Source organism: Microbacterium sp. UBA1097 (assembly GCF_002313585.1).
In the GTDB taxonomy this organism is placed as follows: Bacteria; Actinomycetota; Actinomycetes; order Actinomycetales; family Microbacteriaceae; genus Microbacterium.
Genome location: NZ_DCBW01000011.1, coordinates 1 through 17,387 on the forward strand (window position 1 = coordinate 1; position 17,387 = coordinate 17,387).

The window sequence follows — 17,387 nt, forward strand, 5'->3', positions numbered from 1 at the left end:
ACCGTGAAGCATCACGGCGGGTGGCAGATCACCCACCTGGGTGACGGGTCCCTGGAATGGGTATCCCCACACGGGCGCCGGTACATCGTGAAGCCCGAGCGACACCTCCCCACCTTCTACCCCAACGCAGCCTGAACCTGGCCCGCTGGCCGCAGGTGCGTAATACCGGGGGGGCATGAGCGCGACGGAATCAGCACGCGGCAGCGACGTGACCCGCCAGATCCTGGTGATCGCGGCCTTCGTCTTCATGATCATCGGCGACGCCGTCGGCCTCGGAGCCTTCGGCGGCACGCCGATTCAGGATGCGCAGGGCGGGTCCTTCTCGCCGGACACGTCCTACCTCACGCCGGCTACCGAGGCCTTCGCCATCTGGACGCCGATTTATCTCGGCCTCGCGATCTACGTCGTCTGGCAGGCGCTCCCGTCGCAGCGCGCCCGTGATCGTCAGCGCAGCCTTGGCTGGCTCATCGCCCTCACGATGGTGCTCAACGGGCGTGCAGTTCCTCTCGGTCTGGGCGACCGTGGTCTGCATCATCCTGCTCCTCGCAGCGCTCGTCATCACCTACCTTCGAGCGGTCCGCACCCGGGAGCCGGCCGATGGCTGGCTCGACGGCATCCTGATCGACGTCGTCACCGGCCTGCACCTCGGCTGGGTGGCCCTTGCTACCGTCGCGAACATCGCCGCGGCGCTCACGGCGACCGTCCCCGCCGACTGGGAGAGCGCGGCATCCGTCGTCGGAGTCATCGTGCTCATTGTCATTGTCGTTGCCGCTGTCGCGCTCGGCATATCGGCGTCGGGCGGGTGGCGTATCGCTCCCGTCCTGTCGATCGCGTGGGGGCTCGGATGGCTCGCCGTCGCCCGTCTGCTCGGTGACCTCGTCGACGTCCCGATCGGGATCACGGCGATCATCGTCGCGGTGGTCGTGATCATCGTCCCGGTTGTCGGCAGGCTCATGCGTGAGCGCACACTCGCCGACTGACACGCCGAAACCTCGTCGCCCCGTGCGCGAAACAGCGACCTGGCACACTGAACCACATGACTAGCGGCGTCGGGCGTGTATCGGTTCTGAGCATCGGCGAGGTGCGGCTGCGGCGGCACAACATCGTCGGCAATGGCACCCCCATGCTGTGGTGGACCTTCACGTCGCGGCGATGGACGGATCCGTTGCCGGTCAATGTCGTTCTCATTGAACACGAACAGGGCTGGGTTCTCTGGGACACCGGGCAAGCGCCAGCGTCAGCCGACACGCCGCGCGAGTACTTTCCGGGCGGTTTCGTCGGCGCGGTCTACGCGCGGCAGGTTGATTCGACCCTGACACCCGGCCAGGGACTGGGTGAGCAGCTCGAGCTCGCCGGCGTGCCGATCGAGCGACTTACCCTCGCCGCAGTGTCCCACTTGCACTATGACCACGCAGGAAACGTCGGTGAGCTCGCCGCGGCCGGCATCCCGGTGCTCGTCAGCGAACAGGAGCATGCCGTGCTCACCGGCAAGTCCCCACACATGCACGGCGTCTTGGCCGAGCACTTGCTCGATGCGGCTGTTCAGTGGCGGCCCGTCACGTTCGCGCCGTCCGAGGATGCAGCGCTCGTCGACTTCGCCGGCGCGTACGACATCTTCGGCGACGGCGCACTGACGCTCCTGCCGACCCCGGGTCACACCGCCGGGTCGATGAGCCTGCTCGTCCGCCGCAGCAACGGACGAAACGCGCTCCTGCTCGTGGGCGATGCAACCTACGATCCGAGCCTCATCGAGAAGGCGGTCGTTCCGGACGTGGGCGACAGAAAGCAGCAACGCGAGACACTGCGGCAGTTCGCAGCTTTGCGCGAGCGGCTACCGGGCCTTCAGGTGATCGCCGGTCACGATCCCCGGGCGGCCGAACTCGTCGCCTGACAGCACGCGCACCGTCACCGAAGCATCGCGCGCAGCTCCGACTCCACGGATGCCGGACGCGACGGGTCGATCGTCGTGCCGTGCTCGTAGGCCTCCACGATCCGCGGATCCACGTAGCTGCTGCGAGCGATCGCCGGGGTGTTGCCGAGGACGAACGCGGCGTCTCGCATCGCCGCGGCGACCATGCGCGCCCGCCGCGACGGCGACTCCACCGGTCCCGCTTTCGCAAGGCTCAGCGCCGCAGCCGCGGTGCCGTGCAGGGTCCGGAAGTCCTTGGCGGTGAAGTCGCCGCCCGTGCGTCGGCGGATGTCGGCATTGATTTCCTCGGGGTGCAGCGGGTGCACCTCGCCGTCGCCGTCGCGCCAGGCCAGCAATCGTGCCCGCCCGCCGCGGCGTTTCAGGGCTCGCACCACCGCAGCGAGGTCGGGGTCGGTCAGCTCCGATTCCCATGGCTGACCGCTCTTGCCCGGAAACCGCAGCTCGACGCGCTCACCGTCGTGCACGCTCGCGTGGGCGCACAGCAGCGTGCACAGGCCATAGCTGCCGTGCACGTCCGCGTAGCGTTCTGACCCGACCCGCAGGCTCCCGGTGTCGAGCATCCGGAACGCCGTCGCCAGGACGCGGGAGCGCCCGAGCCCGTCGGATCGCAGATCGAGCGTCACCGTGCGCCGGGCCCCCGGTAGCGTCTCGGCGAGGTCCAGCATCCGTTCGAACTTGACTCGATCCTGACGCTCGCGCCACACCTGGTGATACAGATACTGGCGCCGGCCGGCGTCGTCGACGCCTGTTGCCTGGATGTGCCCGTGGGGATGCGGTGAGATCCAAACGTCGTTCCACGCGGGTGGAATCGCGAGGTCCGAGATCCGCTCGCGGGTGGCCTCGTCGGTGATCGCCGCACCCGATTCGTCGAGGTAGGCGAACCCCCGTCCGCGACGCACGCGCCGCAACCCGGGTTCTGTGGTGCGACTGCGACGGAGGCGGGGCATGCGTTCACGCTACGCCGCCGCGATGGGGGCGAGGGCGGTTCGGTGATTCTGACCGCGGCGCGGATGCTGTCAACCCCCTCAGCGACTCGTGTCGGCATCCGTATCGTCGCCGTCGACCGATCGCCGATCCGGCGACCGGCAGCACGGTGACCATGAAGGAGACCGTCATGACAAGCACGATGACCGCAGACATCGAGGTGGACGCACCGATCCGCGCCGTCTACGACCAGTGGACGCAGTTCGAGGAGTTCCCCGAGTTCATGGGATCAGTGAACTCCATCACCCAGACCACCGACGACCTCACACACTGGTCGGTCAGCATCGGCGGTGTCGAGCGCGAGTTCGACGCCGAGATCGTCGACCAGGTTCCCGACGACCACATCGAGTGGGCGAGCACGGGGGAGCGGGTTCACACCGGACGCGTCGCGTTCACACCTGTGAGCGATGACTGCACCCGCGTTGAATTGCGCATGGAGTGGGAGCCCGAGACCTTCATCGAGAAGGCGGGCGCCGGACTCAACCTCGATGAGGCAGCAGCACGCATGGACCTGGAGCGCTTCAAGTCGTTCATCGAAGACCGCGGCCGCGAGACCGGCGGCTGGCGCGGCGAAGTCCACAACTGACGACACCACCGAAGCTCCCCGCACGCCCAGTAGGGTGCGGGGAGCTTCGGTGTTTCACTCAGCGACCCCGACGAACCGCCGCACGGCGCGCGTTCACGATCCCGTACGCCAGCGTGCCGATGATCGCGAGCAGGAACACCGCTGACGCGATCACGTTGGCCTGCGGCGGGATGCCGCGCTGAGCCGCAACGTAGATGTAGACCGGGAAGGTCTGCACCGAGCCGGACGTGAAGTACGTGATGATGAAGTCGTCGAAGCTGAGGCTGAACGACAGCAGCGCCGCCGCGATGATGCCCGGCAGCAGCAGCGGGAACGTGATGCGCCAGAACACCTGGCGCGGCGAGCCGTAGAGGTCTCGTCCGGCCTCTTCGATCGAGGGGTCGAGCGAGAGGGCTCGGGCCCGCACCGTCACCACGACGAAGCTCAGGCAGAACATCGTGTGGGCCAGGATGATCGTGCCGAGGCCTTTCGCGACGCCCATCGTCAGGAACTGGGCGGCAAGACCGGCGCCGATGACGACCTCGGGGGTTGCCATGGGCAGGAACAGCAGCAGGCTGATCGAGCCGCGGGCCTTGAACTGGTAGCGCACCAGTGCCAGGGCGATCATCGTGCCGAGGGTCGTGGCGATGATCGTGGCGACAAAGCCGACGAGGATGCTGTTGCCGAACGCCACACACACTTCGGGCTGTTCGCAAACGGTGAGCCAGTTCTCGATCGTGAACCCGTTCCAGGTGATGTTGGTGCGGGTCGTCTCGTTGAACGAGAACAGGAACGTGTAAGCGATCGGGATGAGCAGCACCACGAACGCGGCGATGACGTAGATGCCGAGGATTCGGGACCGCACGGTCCATTGCGTTTTCACAGGAGGTCATCCGTTCCCGTGCGCCGCACGTAGCTGCCGACGATGATGAGGATGACGGCCATCAGCAGGATGCTGAGGGCTGCCGCCTGTGGGTAATTCACTGTGATGAGGAACTTCGACTGGATGACGTTTCCGATCATCGTCGTCGACGGGCTTCCGAGGAACGCCTGGCTGGCGTTCACATAGTCACCGGATGCCGGGATGAAAGTGAGCAGCGTCCCCGACACGACGCCCGGGAGCGAGAGCGGGAACGTGACCCGCCAGAACGTCTGCCCCGGCGTGGCGTACAGGTCGGAGCTCGCCTCGAGCAGGCGGGTGTCGAGCCGGTCAAGCGAGGCGAACAGCGGCAGCGTCATGAACGGGATGAAGTTGTAGGTCAGACCGAAGACGACGGCGAATCCGGTGCCCGTGATGTGATCTTGCGGCCCGAAGAGCCCGATCGTCTGCAGGAACCCGACGACGGGTCCCTCGTCGGCGAACAGCGCCTTCCACGCCAAGGTCCGCAGCAGGAACGAGATGAAGAACGGCGCGATCACCAGCACCAGCAGCAGGTTGCGGATGAGTGGTCTGTCGCGCAGGACCACACCGATGAAGTACGCGATCGGATAGCTGATCAGCAGCGCGAAGAGGGTGGCCAGCAGCGCGTACCAGAACGAGCGGAGGAACTGGGGCCAGTACTCCGCGATCACGTCGACGTAGTTCTGCCAGTTGAAGGCGTAGTAGAACGCGCCGTACTGCGACGTGTCGTTCACGCCGAACGAGGTCATCAGCAGCGACACGAACGGGACGACGAAAAACAGCGCGAGGTAGGCGAGCCCCGGCAGCAGCAGCGCGAACGCCACCCAGCTGGCGCGACGCTGCGGCGACGCCTTCTTCGTATCGGCGACAGCCAGCGCCGACATCGCCATGGCTAGGAGTCCTCGCTGTCGGCGATGGCCTCGGCTGCCCCCGCCTGGGCGTCGGCATCCAGCCCGAAGGTGTGCTCGGGTCGCCACCGCACCCAGACTTCGCTTCCGACCGAGAAGACCGAGCCGAACACCATGTTCTGCTCGAACACCCCGACGGGTCCGATGCCCGGCATCTCGACGGTGTATTGCGTGCTCACACCGGTGAACGAGAGGTCGGTGATGCGACCGGGGCCGAGGACGTTGTCGTCGGTGGTGGGCGCTTCGGCAGCGAGCATGAGTTTCTCGGGGCGAACACCGACGGTGATCTCGCCGGATGTCGAGACGGCGCGATCGATCGGCATCCGGAGTGTGCCCCCGGCCGCCGTGCGAGCCACGAGGGTGCCGCCGACCGCCGATTCGACGGTCGCTGCGATCAGGTTCGACTGACCGAGGAAGCTCGCGACGAACCCGGTGCGCGGGAGTTCGTACAGTTCCTGCGGCGCACCCATCTGCTCGATGCGCCCGTGGTTCATGACGGCCACGGTGTCGGCCATGGTCATGGCCTCTTCCTGGTCGTGCGTGACGTGCAGGAACGTGATCCCAACCTCGTCCTGAATCGTCTTCAGTTCGGACTGCATCTGGCGACGCAGCTTCAGGTCGAGGGCGCCGAGGGGCTCATCCAGCAGCAGCAGCGCCGGTCGGTTGACGACGGCTCGCGCGAGCGCGACACGCTGCTGCTGACCACCCGACAGCTGCGAGGGCTTGCGCCCCGCGACGTGGTCGAGCTCGACGAGCTTGAGGGCGTCGAGAGCGCGGCTGGAAGCATCCGTGACCTTGCGCCGACGCAGCCCGAACTCGACGTTCTCTTGCACCGTCATGTGGGGGAAGAGCGCGTAGCTCTGGAAGACCGTGTTCACCGGCCGCTTGTGCGGCGGCACGGATGTCACGTCTTTGCCGCCGATCGAGATCGAACCCGCGGTGGGTCGCTCGAGCCCCGCGACGATGCGCAGGGTCGTCGTCTTGCCGCAGCCCGACGGGCCGAGCAGGGCGAAGAACGAACCCGCCGGAATCACCAGGTCCAGATCGTGCAGAGCGGTGAAGCCCGGGAAGGTCTTGCGGATGCCGCGAAGCTCGAGGTCAGCGCCGGCCTCGGGTGTCGATGTGCTCATGCCCGGTCAGGCGCCGAGTCCGACGGCTTCGAACTCGGCGTTGTACTTCTCCTGCTCCTGGTTGCTGAGCGCCCGGAAGATGTACGCGTTCGCGAGCGTCGCCTCGTCAGGGAAGATGAGCTGGTTATCGACCATCTCGGGGTCGATGTCGGCCATCGCTTCCTGCGCTCCGACGACCGGGGTGATGTAGTTCACCCAGGCGGCGACCTCGGCGGCGACCTCGGGCTGGTAGTAGTAGTCGATCAACGTTTCGACGTTGGTCTTCTGCTGCGAACCGATCGGGATCATGAAGTTGTCGCTCCAGAGCGTCCCGCCCGAGTCGGGGAGGGCGAACCCGAACTTGTCGTAGCCGACCTCCGCGTTGATCGCGGTGATGTCGCCCGACCACACGATCGCGGCGAGTGTGTCTTCGTTGATGAGGTCGTCGGCGTAGGAGTTGCCCTTGATGTTGCGGATCTGGCCGTCCGAGACCTGCTGCGCGAAAACGTCGATCGCGTTCTGGAACTCGGTGTCGCCCCACGAGTCCGACGAGATGTCGACGCCCTGGCTGAGCATGATGAGGCCGATGGTGTCGCGCATCTCGCTGAGCACGCCGACGCGACCCTTCAGGTCGGGGTTCCACAGGTCTTCGACGGATGCCAGGCCGTTGGGGAGCTTCTCGGTGTTCCATGCGAGACCCGCAAAGCCTGACTGCCAGGGCACCGAGTTGGCGCGGCCGGGGTCGAAGCTCGGGTTCATCAGGCTCGGGTTGAGGTTCGCGTAGACGTTGGGCATCTTCGCCTTGTCGAAAGCCTGCGTGTAGCCGGACGCGATCCAGATGTTCGCCATCCAGTCGGTGAGGCAGACCGTATCGGCGCCGATGCCCTGGCCGAGCGCCAGCTGGTCGCGGACCTTCGCGAAGTAGGTGTTGTTGTCGTCGATCGCAACGTCGTAGTTGACGGTGATGCCGGTCTGGTCCTCGAACGCCTGCAGCGTCGGGTGGTTGCCGTCGTCATCCTCGTCGAGGTAGAACGACCAGTTCGCCCAGGTAAGGGTCTTCACGCTCGACGAGAGGTCCTCGGGGGCGGTCAGCGCTGAGCCGCCCGTGGAGTCCGAACCGCCGACGCGGCCGGTGCAGGCTGCGAGGAATCCCATGAGCGAGAGGGCACCGGCGCCGGCGAGCACGCCGCGACGGGAGATCTGCGCTGCGCGGGCCTGCGAAATCAGCGCTCGGATCATCGGATCGGAGGGGAGTGGACGGTCGGGCATAGTCGGTCACCTCAATCAGCTGAATGCGTGCTGTGCACGGATTGTCAGTGATCGTGTCACGACATCACCCGAGGCGGCAAGCGCAATCCGCAGTCCGAAACAAACTTGATACAGGAATCTGTCGTTTCAAGTAACGTGCGCGACGGTTTCACGTGCGAAAGCTGCGGATTCCGACGTGGCCGGAATCCGCAGCTTTCGAATCCGCTACAGCAGGCTTGCGGCGCGCGTGAGAACGTCGCGCAGGATCTGCTCGAGCTCGTCGAACTCTGAAGGTCCGATCGTGAGCGGCGGCGCGAGCTGGATGACGGGGTCGCCGCGATCATCGGCGCGGCAGTACAGGCCAGCGTCATAGAGTGCGCCCGAGAGGAATCCGCGCAGGAGCCGCTCGGACTCGTCGTCGTTGAACGTCTCGCGCGTCGCCTTGTCTTTCACGAGCTCTATGCCGAAGAAGTAGCCGTCACCGCGCACGTCCCCGACGATCGGCAGGTCCAGCAGTTTCTCCAGCGACGCCCGGAACAGGGGTGAGTTCTCGCGGACGCGCTCGTTCAGGCCCTCCTCGTCGAAGATCGCGAGGTTCTCCAGCGCGACGGCTGCCGAGACCGGATGCCCGCCGAAGGTGTAACCGTGCAGGAACGAGGTGTGCCCGTGCCGGAACGGCTCGTAGATCCGGTCCGAGATCACGGTTGCGCCCAGCGGCGAGTAGCCGCTGGTGAGGCCCTTGGCCGAGGTGATGATGTCGGGCACGTAGTCGTACGCATTGCAGGCGAAGGTGTAGCCGATGCGGCCGTACGCGCAGATGACCTCATCCGAGACCAGCAGCACGTCGTGGCGGTCGCAGATCTCGCGGACGCGCTGGAAGTAGCCGGGGGGAGGGGGGAAGCATCCGCCCGAGTTCTGCACCGGCTCGAGGAAGACCGCGGCAACCGTCTCGGGGCCTTCGAACAGGATCATCTCTTCGATGCGGTCAGCAGCCCAACGCCCGAAAGCCTCGAGGCGGTCGCCCTCGCCGTCCCAGACGAACCCGGCCTCTTCGGCGCGGTACGCGTTGGTGTTCGGCACCCGGAAAGCGCCGGGGACGAGGGGCTCGAACGGAGCCTTCATGACCGGGATGCCGGTGATCGCCAGGGCCCCCTGCGGGGTGCCGTGGTAGGCGATCGAGCGCGAGATGACCTTGTGCTTGAGGGGCTGGCCCTGCAGCTTCCAGAACTGCTTAGCCAGCTTGAAGGCTGTCTCGACGGCCTCGCCGCCGCCGGTCGTGAAGAACACGCGGTTCAGGTCGCCGGGTGCCTCGTCGGCCAGGCGGTCGGCCAGCTCGATCGCCGACGGGTGCGCGTACGACCACAGCGGGAAGAACGCGAGCTCTTCGGCCTGCTTCGCAGCAGCCTGAGCGAGCCGCTTGCGGCCGTGGCCCGCGTTGACGACGAACAGGCCGGAGAGGCCGTCGAAGTAGCGCTTGCCGCGGTCATCCCAGATGTGGTGGCCTTCGCCGCGCACGATGACGGGCACCCCGGAGCTGTCGAGCACCGACTGGCGGGTGAAGTGCATCCACAGGTGGTCTTGGGCCTTCTTCTGCAGATCGGCGGGGGAGTTCATGACGGGTCCTTTCGGGGCGCGGTAGCGGCGGCGCGGGGTGCGATCACTGCGTGCCCCAGTCGTAGAGCTGTTTCACGAGGCGGAGGTAGACAAAAGACTCGGTGGCGACGACGCCGTCGATGGCGCGGACGCGCTTGTTGAGCAGATCGATGAGCTCGTCATCCGAAGCACACACGACCTCGGCGAGCACATCGAAGCTGCCGGCGGTGAGCACCACGTAGGTGACTTCGGGGAGGGCCGAGACCTCGGCGGCGATGCGCGTCGAATCTCCCGAGGTCCGGATGCCGACCATTGCCTGTCGCGCGAAGCCGAGTTGCAGGGGGTCGGTGACCGCGACGATCTGCATGACTCCCGCGTCGACGAGGCGCTGTACGCGGTTGCGCACCGCGGTCTCGGAGAGTCCCACGGCCTTGCCGATGTCGGCGTACGAGCGCCGGCCGTCGGCTTGCAGGTGCTCGATAATGGCGCGCGAGATGTCGTCGAGCTGCTGAACCCGGGGAGTGCGATCTGCCACGCGACGATCATCGCAGAGGAATTGTCAGAAGACAACCGAAAGCGTCGATCATTGCAGCGATATATGCGGAATCCGCAGATGCGACGCGTCTTCGCGGAGGAAATCAGAACCGTGTGGTTCGCAGGTGGGCCTCCTCCTGGCGAGAGGGCGACGTGCGACCATGGGGGGATGAGCCTGCCCGAACACGCGCCAGCCTCCAAGCGGGCGATCTGGGAGGCTGCGCAGCGTCTATTCGCCGAGAACGGCTACGCGCGGACCTCGGTGCGCGAGATCGCAAGCGAGGCATCCGTTGACCCGGCACTGGTCATCCGCCACTTCGGCTCGAAAGAACAGCTCTTCATGGAGACGATGGAGGTGCAGGTCGCGGCTACTGCCTTCGAGGGTCCGCTCGAGACCCTCGGTGAGCGGTTCATCGCGTTCATCCTCGACGACGACGCCGACATCCGGGGCATCTACCTGGCGCTCCTGCGGGCCAGCGACTCCGGGGGTATCTGGACGCACCTGCGTGCCGCCCACGAGGAGGGGTTTGTGCGGCCGTTCCGTGCGCGAATCGCAGCATCAGCGGTGAACGCGGATGACGCCGACACGCGCGCAAGGATGGCGGCCACCGTAGTCGGCGGCCTGCTCTACAGCCTCTGGATCGTGCGCGATGAGGGTCTCGCGCAACTGGAGCGCGAGACCCTCATCCGTCGCTATGGCGCGCTGCTACAGGCAGCGATCACCGGCTGACTCAGATCGCCGACCAACCGCCGTCAGACGGCAGGATGACGCCCGAGACGTTTGTCGCGTCATCGCTCAGCAGCCACGTGATGGATGCCGCGAGCTGAGCTGCCTCGGCGATCGGCGGCAGGATCGTCATCGCGAGCCCGACGCGCTCCTGGCCGAGTTCGGAGGCGAACGACGCCTCGATTCCGGTAGCGACCGGCCCCGGAGCGACCGCGTTCACGCGAATATTCTTTGCCGCGTACATGAACGACGTGCTTTTGGTGAGGCCTACGACGGCGTGCTTCGAGGTCGTGTAGGCAAGGCCCGCAGCTGAGCCGCGAAGCCCCGCCTCGGACGCCACGTTCACGATCGATCCGCCGCCGGCCTCGAGCATGAGGGGGAGGACCGCGCGAGTGAGTCGGAAGGTCCCCTCGACGTTGACAGCCATGACGCGCGACCAGACGGCGTCGCTCACTTCGTGCAGCGGCGTCATGTCATCCATGATTCCCGCGACGTTCGCAAGCCCGTCGACGCGTCCGTCGGCTGCCGCGACGATCTTCGCGATCGAGTCCTCCGAGGTGATGTCGCCGGCAACCGCGACAGCGCCGGGCATCTCGGCGACCGCCGCATCGAGGCGCTCCTGCGAAATGTCGACAGCGACGACCTTCCCGCCTTCGGCTGCAACACGGGCAGCCACCGCGCGTCCGATTCCCGAACCGGCGCCGGTCACGATGACCGTCTTGCCATCGAATCGGCCGGGCGTGATGCGCTCGACCCACGGGGCCGCCATCGGGGGAGCGGGAGGCTCGTCCTCGTCATCCTCGCCATCGTCGTCAGCTGCAGGCGCAGCGGCCAATGCGCTCGGGTCGTTGGCGCGACGAACCATATCGTCGATCAGCTCTTGCGACATCTGCCCGCCGCTCATGGCGGCGACTCGCTCGAGCGAGAAGAGCTTGACGGGGGCCAGGGCCGACTCTTTCTGGCCGCCCTGGGCGAGCAGGTCGCGCAGGATCGGGCCGCCGACCGGATGCTTCAACCACGCGCCGATCGATGATTTTGCGGTGAGTGCCTTGTCTTTGGCCATGTCTCCTCCTTGAGTCAGTCGCGGTTTCGGGACCGCGTGATCCCAGTCTAGAGAACGAGTCAACAAAGTTGACAGAGTCTGCTGGATGAACCTTCAGATTGAAGGATGGTTCGGAGGCAAGGTAGGTTAGGCGAGGCTTACCAATCGAAGGTAAGCCTATCCACAGCAGCCCACGAAAGGAGCGCCCGTGCGCGCCTCCCGTCTCATCGCCCTCGGCATCTCCGTGGCCCTGACCGGTTCCCTTGCCGCGTGTTCGTCCTCGACGGATGGCGGGACCACCGACACCGAATCGACCGAAACCGGTGCCTTCCCTGTCACGATCGAGCACGCCTACGGCGAGACCGTCATCGAGCAGAAGCCCGAGCGGGTCGCGACCGTCGCCTGGTCAAACCACGAGGTACCCCTGGCGCTGGGCGTCGTTCCGGTCGGCATGAGCAAGGCGACCTGGGGTGACGACGACGGCGACGGTGTGCTGCCCTGGGTCGAAGACAAGCTCGAGGAACTCGGCGCCGAAACCCCCGTTCTGTTCGATGAGACCGACGGAATCGACTTCGAGGCCGTGGCAGACACGCAGCCTGACGTCATCCTTGCCGCGTACTCGGGGCTCACACAGGAGGACTACGACACCCTGTCGAAGATCGCGCCCGTCGTCGCTTATCCCGAGGTCGCCTGGGGTACCTCGTACGAAGACATGATCCGCATGAACTCCGCGGCGCTCGGTCTCTCGGCCGAGGGCAATGAGCTGATCGACGAACTGCACGAGACGGTCTCTACCTCGCTCGAGAACTACCCCGAGCTCGACGGCGCTCGCATCCTCTTCAGCTACATCGACCCGTCTGACTTCAGCCAGATCGGCTTCTACACGAGCCACGACACGCGCCCCGGCTTCCTCGAGAGCATCGGGTTCCCCGTTCCCGAGATCGTTGCCGAAGAGTCGGCGAATACCGAGGAGTTCTACACCTCGGTCAGCGCCGAAGAGGCAGACCGCTTCGCGGACGTCGATGTGTTCGTCACCTACGGCGACCCCGGCAGCGACATCGTCGAGCAGCTGCAGGCTGATCCGCTGCTCTCGCAGATCCCGGCGATCGCGAACGGTTCGATCGTCGTGCTCGAGAACAGCACGCCGCTGGCGGCATCCGCGAACCCGTCGCCGCTGTCGATCGGCTGGGGCGTTGACGACTACTTCGCTCTGCTCGCCTCCGGAGTCTCTGCACAGCAGTGACCACCCTCCACGCGCCCGCACCGGTACCGGCCGTCGCCTCGCTGCGACGATCGGTATCGGTGCGCGTCGCGTGGCTGATCGCGAGCATCGCCCTCCTCGTGGTGCTCGCCGTGGCATCCGTCGCCTTCGGGGTCGCCGACGTGAGTCCCGCCGATCTCGTTGCGGGCCTTTCCGGCAACGCCTCCTCGATCGAGTCAGCAGCGGTCATCAAACGGATGCCGCGCACCGTGCTCGCGATCCTCGTCGGCGCCTCCCTCGCCCTCGCGGGCGCGAGCATGCAGGCAGTCACACGCAATCCACTGGCCGACCCCGGCATCTTCGGGGTCATGAGCGGTGCGGCACTGGCCGTCGTCGCCGGGCTCGCGTTCTTCGGCATCGTCGACCCGTACGGCCAGATGGGCCTCGCGATCCTGGGCGCTGCCGCAGCGGCGATCTTCGTCTACGCCGTGGGCTCGCTCGGGCGCGGGGGAGCGACACCGCTCAAGCTCGCGCTGGCAGGCGCCGCGACCGCGGCTGCCCTCGCCTCACTCGTGAGCGCCATCTTGCTGCCGCGCATCGATGTGATGTCGACCTTCCGGTTCTGGCAGATCGGCGGCGTCGGCGGCGCCGAATGGGACCGCATCGCCGTGGTCGCGCCCGCGCTGCTGATCGGTGCCCTGATCGTGTTCGCGACAGCGCGCGGCCTGAACTCGCTCGCGCTCGGCGACGACCTGGCAGCGGGACTCGGCGAGCACGTGTCGCGCACGCGGCTGATCTCGTCGGCAGGTGCCGTCATCCTGTGTGGCGCAGCAACCGCGATCGCCGGCCCGATCGCGTTCGTCGGTCTCGTCATCCCGCACCTCGTGCGGCTGCTGGTCGGACCCGACCACCGTTGGCTGCTGCCGCTGTCGGCGATCGGCGGCGCCGTGCTGCTGCTTGCCGCCGACATCGTCGGGCGCCTGGTCGCCAAGCCCGAAGAGATCGAAGTGGGCATCGTGACCGCCCTCATCGGAGCACCGGTGTTCATTTGGATCGTCCGCCGTCAGAAGGTGCGCGAGCTATGACCGCCACCCTTATCCCCACGGCTACCCCCGCCGCGGTCTCGACGACCGCCGCCGCGATCGCTCGCGGTCGCCGCATCCGCCGCCGCCGTTGGACCGTGATCACCGCGATCCTCGCCGTGATCGTCCTGGCCGTCGTCGCCATCAGCACGATGGTCGGGCACACCTTCTATACGCCGGTCGACGTCGTGCGCGTCATCCTCGGCGAAACCGTGCCCGGAGCATCCTTCACCGTCGGTGAGCTGCGCCTGCCGCGCGCGCTGCTCGCCCTGTTGTCAGGCTTCGCGTTCGGGATGGCGGGGGTGACGTTCCAGACGATGCTGCGAAACCCGCTCGCCTCGCCGGATGTCATCGGCATCAGCGCCGGCGCGAGTCTTGCCGCGGTGACCGGCATCATCGTCTTCTCGCTGAGCGACATCGCTGTCTCGGTCGTCGCCCTCATCGGCGCTGTGGTCACCGCCGGCGCGATCTACCTGCTGGCAAACCGCGGCGGGTTCGCCGGCGCCCGGCTCATCCTCATCGGCATCGGTGTTGCCGCGATGATCCAGAGCCTCATCGCCTATCTGCTCTCGGGCGCCGCCGAATGGGACCTGCAGGCCGCGATGCAGTGGCTCTCGGGGAGCCTGAACAACGCATCCTGGGAACGGCTCGTGCCGCTCGTCATCGTGATGCTGCTCGTCGTGCCGGTCATGCTCGCCCGCAGCGGTGATCTCGACATTTTGCGCCTCGGCGATGACTCTGCCGCGGCCCTCGGCCTGCGCGTCTCGCCCACCCGCGTTTTGTTCATTCTCGGTGCCGTCATCCTGCTTGCCTTCGCCACCGCCGCGACCGGCCCTATCGCCTTCGTCGCCTTCATGGCTGGGCCGATCGCTGCGCGGCTGCTGGGCCCGGGGCCGTCTCTGCTGCTGCCGGCGGGCCTTGTCGGCGCGCTGCTGGTGCTCGTTGCCGACCTCGTCGGCCAGTGGGCTTTCGAATCGCGCTACCCGGTCGGGGTCATCACCGGCATCCTCGGCGCGCCCTACCTCGTCTATCTGTTGGTGCGCACGCACCGGTCGGGAGGATCCCTGTGAACCCGCCTCTTGGAACCACGCTCCTGGCGCCGGATGCTGCCCCTGCGGCCTCCGCGTCGCTCGATCCGGCATCGGTGCCGGGCTCGGTCGGCCACAGGCTCGCCGCCGAGGGCCTCGCGCTCGCGTACGGCGACCGCGCGGTCGTCAGTGACCTCGACCTGCAGATTCGCACCGGCGCGATCACGACGATCGTCGGGGCCAACGGATGCGGAAAGTCGACGCTTCTGCGCGCGTTCGCCCGTCTGCTCCCGCCGCAGGCCGGGCGGGTCGTGCTCGATGGCCGCGAAATCCACCGCACCCCGACGAAGCAGATCGCGTGCGAGATCGGCCTGCTGCCGCAGAACCCCATCGCGCCCGAGGGCATTGCGGTTGCCGACCTCGTGGGCCGGGGGCGGCATCCGCACCAGCGAATGCTCGCCCGCTGGAGCGCCAAGGACTATCAGGTCGTCGCGGAGTCGCTCGAGGCCACCGACATCGCAGACCTTGCCGACCGCTCGGTCGATGAGCTCTCGGGTGGGCAGCGTCAACGCGTATGGATTGCCATGGCACTCGCGCAAGAGACCGGCATCCTGCTGCTGGATGAACCGACGACCTTCCTCGACGTCGCCCACCAGATCGAGGTGCTCGATCTGCTCACCGATCTGAACCGCAGCCGGGGCACGACGATCGTCATGGTGCTGCATGACCTGAACCTTGCGGCGCGGTATGCCGATGAGCTCGTGGCGATGAAGGATGGCCAGGTCCACGCCTGCGGCGCGCCCGACGCGGTCGTCACCGAAGACCTTGTTCGCGACGTGTTCGGGATGGACAGCCGCGTCATCCCCGATCCCGTCTCAGGTTCGCCCGTTGTTCTGCCCATGGGGAGGCACCATGTCCGTCGTTGAATCCACCGCGCTCGAGGCGTCACCCTTCGTCGTGGCGCGCGCCGCCGTGCGCTCGGTCGAACTGCTCTCGCCGAGCTTCGCGCGCATCACCTTCGGCGGTGCCGACCTCGACGAGTTCGGTGACCCCGAGCGCATCCTCGACCAGCGCATCAAGCTGATCTTCCCGCCGAGCTCGGGCCGGCTGCCCGACCTTGACCACCCGGATGGTGACTGGTGGGCGGCGTTCCTCGCCGTTCCCGAGGAGGAGCGCGGCTCGATGCGCACCTACTCGATTCGGGAGCTGCGCGTTGAGGAGGGCGGCACCGCTGTCGTCATAGACTTCGTGCTGCACCTCGAGCCCGGGTTCACCGGTCCCGCGTCGGCATGGGCGAGTCAGACATCCGTCGGCGATGAGCTGCTGATCATCGGACCGCGCCGGGGCCGCCCGAACGGCGGCGGCATCGAGTACGCGCCCGGCGAAGCGCGCGAGATTCTGCTCGCGGGCGACGAGACCGCGGCACCGGCGATTGCCCGCATCCTCGAAGACATCGACCGCGACGCTGCCGGCCTCGCTGTGATCGAGGTGCCCCACGCCGAGGACGCGCTCGCGATCGACGCGCCCGAGGGTGTCGAGGTGCGCTGGGTCGCGCGGGAGGGCGCGGCGAACGGGTCGCGGCTCATCCCAACCGTGCTCGGTCACCTGGGCGCGACGGCGACGGTGACGGTGACGGATGACGGGACCGAGGAACTTCTCTGGGAAACCCCCGTCTTCTCGGGCTCGGGTGAGGAACTGGATGACGCGGTCGAAGCGATCGATCGCTACTTCTGGATCGCGGGGGAGAGCTCGGTCGTGACGACGCTGCGCCGTCACCTCGTGAAGGATCTCGGCATCCATCGCGCGCAGGTCGCGTTCATGGGCTACTGGCGCCGCGGCGTCGCCATGCGCGGCTGAGTCGGGAGTCTATATACTCCTCTATACAAACACGGAGGAGGGGTTCATGGCCGTCACGTCAATCGATATCGACCCGGACGAGCTGCGTCAGGCGAAGGAGCTCGCCGGCACGACCTCCAATCGCGAAACGGTCGACCTCGCGCTGCGCACTCTTATCGCCGTTCGTCGTCAGCCTGCCGCTGTCGAGCGAATCATTGCCCGCACTTTCGAACCCGACCAAATCGATGCTCCGACGATCCCGCCGGCGGCGTCGACTGCTGGCCAGTGACGACGTACCTCGTCGACAACAGCATCTGGCAGAAGGCCTCAAAGAGTGAGGTGATCGCGGCCAGGCTCCGGGAGCTCTCGCCCGCGCACCTGCTCATTACCTGCCCGCCTCAGGTTCTCGAGTACTGCCATTCGGCACGGACTCCGCAGGAGCACCAGGAACTCCGCGCGGACATGGCGCAACTCTTGCCCGCGTGGGAGCATCCCGACGAGCGTCAGGCGCTCGACATTCAGCAGGCGCTCTGGGATTCGGGGTTCGTGCGCGCGGCTGCGGCGTTGGATTGCCTCATCGCGGCCTACGCGGTCGTCAATGACGCCGTCGTTCTGAACTCCGACCGCGACTTCGGTTACATCGCGGTCGCAGACCCGGGGTGCTGGGCCACCCCCTTCATTCGGTCCGGTCGCTGTGCG

At 66.9% G+C, this 17,387-nt stretch carries 19 protein-coding genes; 11 read left to right on the plus strand and 8 right to left on the minus strand.

Features of this window, described 5'->3' with window-relative positions; all coding sequences use genetic code 11:
* Positions 1-494: 494 nt before the first annotated feature.
* Together B4F19_RS02765 and B4F19_RS02770 are read left to right on the plus strand one after the other, a co-directional pair.
* Positions 495-980: a hypothetical protein gene (locus B4F19_RS02765; protein WP_292732712.1), complete on the plus strand. Its 486-nt coding sequence runs from the start codon at positions 495-497 to the stop codon at positions 978-980.
* Positions 981-1,036: 56 nt separating this feature from the next.
* A complete protein-coding gene (locus B4F19_RS02770; RefSeq protein ID WP_292732714.1) occupies positions 1,037-1,891 on the plus strand; it encodes an N-acyl homoserine lactonase family protein in 855 nt (284 codons plus the stop codon).
* Positions 1,892-1,905: 14 nt separating this feature from the next.
* Here the strand turns inward: B4F19_RS02770 and B4F19_RS02775 are convergent, their stop codons facing one another.
* Positions 1,906-2,877 (minus strand): DNA topoisomerase IB, encoded by a 972-nt coding sequence (locus B4F19_RS02775; RefSeq protein ID WP_228178529.1) that lies wholly within the window; start codon positions 2,875-2,877, stop codon positions 1,906-1,908.
* Between the two features lie 167 nt (positions 2,878-3,044).
* On the opposite strand from B4F19_RS02775, the gene B4F19_RS02780 reads away from it, so the two are divergent.
* Positions 3,045-3,500: an SRPBCC family protein gene (locus B4F19_RS02780; protein WP_292732716.1), complete on the plus strand. Its 456-nt coding sequence runs from the start codon at positions 3,045-3,047 to the stop codon at positions 3,498-3,500.
* 58 nt (positions 3,501-3,558) lie between these two features.
* On the opposite strand, the gene B4F19_RS02785 is transcribed toward B4F19_RS02780, so the two are convergent.
* The 6 genes from B4F19_RS02785 to B4F19_RS02810 all read right to left on the minus strand — a co-directional run bounded on the left by B4F19_RS02785 (position 3,559) and on the right by B4F19_RS02810 (position 9,773).
* Positions 3,559-4,344 carry an ABC transporter permease gene (locus B4F19_RS02785; RefSeq protein ID WP_228178531.1) on the minus strand — a complete coding sequence of 262 codons (786 nt, stop codon included), beginning with the start codon at positions 4,342-4,344 and terminating at the stop codon, positions 3,559-3,561.
* Between the two features lie 14 nt (positions 4,345-4,358).
* Positions 4,359-5,270, minus strand: coding sequence for an ABC transporter permease (locus B4F19_RS02790; protein ID WP_228178532.1), 912 nt, complete (start codon positions 5,268-5,270; stop codon positions 4,359-4,361).
* A 2-nt stretch (positions 5,271-5,272) separates the two neighbouring features.
* Positions 5,273-6,418, minus strand: coding sequence for an ABC transporter ATP-binding protein (locus B4F19_RS02795; RefSeq protein ID WP_292729179.1), 1,146 nt, complete (start codon positions 6,416-6,418; stop codon positions 5,273-5,275).
* Between the two features lie 6 nt (positions 6,419-6,424).
* Positions 6,425-7,666, minus strand: coding sequence for an ABC transporter substrate-binding protein (locus B4F19_RS02800; RefSeq protein WP_228178534.1), 1,242 nt, complete (start codon positions 7,664-7,666; stop codon positions 6,425-6,427).
* Between the two features lie 204 nt (positions 7,667-7,870).
* Complete coding sequence (locus B4F19_RS02805) at positions 7,871-9,259, minus strand: aspartate aminotransferase family protein (RefSeq protein ID WP_292732718.1); 1,389 nt, start codon at positions 9,257-9,259, stop codon at positions 7,871-7,873.
* Between the two features lie 43 nt (positions 9,260-9,302).
* Positions 9,303-9,773: an Lrp/AsnC family transcriptional regulator gene (locus tag B4F19_RS02810; protein ID WP_228178536.1), complete on the minus strand. Its 471-nt coding sequence runs from the start codon at positions 9,771-9,773 to the stop codon at positions 9,303-9,305.
* A gap of 168 nt (positions 9,774-9,941) precedes the next feature.
* On the opposite strand from B4F19_RS02810, the gene B4F19_RS02815 reads away from it, so the two are divergent.
* Positions 9,942-10,502, plus strand: a complete 561-nt coding sequence (locus B4F19_RS02815; RefSeq protein ID WP_292732720.1) for a TetR family transcriptional regulator — start codon at positions 9,942-9,944, stop codon at positions 10,500-10,502.
* Position 10,503: 1 nt separating this feature from the next.
* Here the strand turns inward: B4F19_RS02815 and B4F19_RS02820 are convergent, their stop codons facing one another.
* Positions 10,504-11,562: an SDR family NAD(P)-dependent oxidoreductase gene (locus B4F19_RS02820; protein ID WP_228178538.1), complete on the minus strand. Its 1,059-nt coding sequence runs from the start codon at positions 11,560-11,562 to the stop codon at positions 10,504-10,506.
* A 187-nt stretch (positions 11,563-11,749) separates the two neighbouring features.
* On the opposite strand from B4F19_RS02820, the gene B4F19_RS02825 reads away from it, so the two are divergent.
* From B4F19_RS02825 to B4F19_RS02855, 7 genes are all read left to right on the plus strand, one after another.
* Entirely contained in the window at positions 11,750-12,784 is a 1,035-nt protein-coding gene (locus tag B4F19_RS02825) for an iron-siderophore ABC transporter substrate-binding protein (protein WP_292732722.1), read from the plus strand.
* On the plus strand, positions 12,781-13,827 hold the full coding sequence (locus tag B4F19_RS02830; protein ID WP_228178540.1) for a FecCD family ABC transporter permease: 1,047 nt from the start codon (positions 12,781-12,783) through the stop codon (positions 13,825-13,827). The genes B4F19_RS02825 and B4F19_RS02830 overlap by 4 nt, the downstream gene beginning before the upstream one ends.
* Positions 13,824-14,894, plus strand: a complete 1,071-nt coding sequence (locus B4F19_RS02835; RefSeq protein ID WP_228178541.1) for a FecCD family ABC transporter permease — start codon at positions 13,824-13,826, stop codon at positions 14,892-14,894. The genes B4F19_RS02830 and B4F19_RS02835 overlap by 4 nt, the downstream gene beginning before the upstream one ends.
* A gap of 74 nt (positions 14,895-14,968) precedes the next feature.
* Positions 14,969-15,778, plus strand: coding sequence for an ABC transporter ATP-binding protein (locus B4F19_RS02840; RefSeq protein WP_228178675.1), 810 nt, complete (start codon positions 14,969-14,971; stop codon positions 15,776-15,778).
* Complete coding sequence (locus B4F19_RS02845) at positions 15,765-16,709, plus strand: siderophore-interacting protein (protein ID WP_292732725.1); 945 nt, start codon at positions 15,765-15,767, stop codon at positions 16,707-16,709. The genes B4F19_RS02840 and B4F19_RS02845 overlap by 14 nt, the downstream gene beginning before the upstream one ends.
* A gap of 46 nt (positions 16,710-16,755) precedes the next feature.
* Positions 16,756-16,977, plus strand: a complete 222-nt coding sequence (locus B4F19_RS02850) for a type II toxin-antitoxin system VapB family antitoxin (protein ID WP_292728026.1) — start codon at positions 16,756-16,758, stop codon at positions 16,975-16,977.
* The coding region (locus B4F19_RS02855; protein WP_292732727.1) for a PIN domain-containing protein at positions 16,974-17,387 on the plus strand (414 nt) is incomplete at its 3' end. The genes B4F19_RS02850 and B4F19_RS02855, both read left to right, overlap by 4 nt.

Excerpts from the sequence above, each read along its gene's own strand:
- B4F19_RS02770 (WP_292732714.1), top strand. The coding sequence starts at position 1,037 with ATGACTAGCGGCGTCGGGCGTGTATCGGTTCTGAGCATCGGCGAGGTG.
- B4F19_RS02775 (WP_228178529.1), bottom strand. The coding sequence starts at position 2,877 with ATGCCCCGCCTCCGTCGCAGTCGCACCACAGAACCCGGGTTGCGGCGC.
- B4F19_RS02780 (WP_292732716.1), top strand. The coding sequence starts at position 3,045 with ATGACAAGCACGATGACCGCAGACATCGAGGTGGACGCACCGATCCGC.
- B4F19_RS02790 (WP_228178532.1), bottom strand. The coding sequence starts at position 5,270 with ATGGCGATGTCGGCGCTGGCTGTCGCCGATACGAAGAAGGCGTCGCCG.
- B4F19_RS02795 (WP_292729179.1), bottom strand. The coding sequence starts at position 6,418 with ATGAGCACATCGACACCCGAGGCCGGCGCTGACCTCGAGCTTCGCGGC.
- B4F19_RS02800 (WP_228178534.1), bottom strand. The coding sequence starts at position 7,666 with ATGCCCGACCGTCCACTCCCCTCCGATCCGATGATCCGAGCGCTGATT.
- B4F19_RS02805 (WP_292732718.1), bottom strand. The coding sequence starts at position 9,259 with ATGAACTCCCCCGCCGATCTGCAGAAGAAGGCCCAAGACCACCTGTGG.
- B4F19_RS02815 (WP_292732720.1), top strand. The coding sequence starts at position 9,942 with ATGAGCCTGCCCGAACACGCGCCAGCCTCCAAGCGGGCGATCTGGGAG.
- B4F19_RS02820 (WP_228178538.1), bottom strand. The coding sequence starts at position 11,562 with ATGGCCAAAGACAAGGCACTCACCGCAAAATCATCGATCGGCGCGTGG.
- B4F19_RS02835 (WP_228178541.1), top strand. The coding sequence starts at position 13,824 with ATGACCGCCACCCTTATCCCCACGGCTACCCCCGCCGCGGTCTCGACG.
- B4F19_RS02845 (WP_292732725.1), top strand. The coding sequence starts at position 15,765 with ATGTCCGTCGTTGAATCCACCGCGCTCGAGGCGTCACCCTTCGTCGTG.
- B4F19_RS02850 (WP_292728026.1), top strand. The coding sequence starts at position 16,756 with ATGGCCGTCACGTCAATCGATATCGACCCGGACGAGCTGCGTCAGGCG.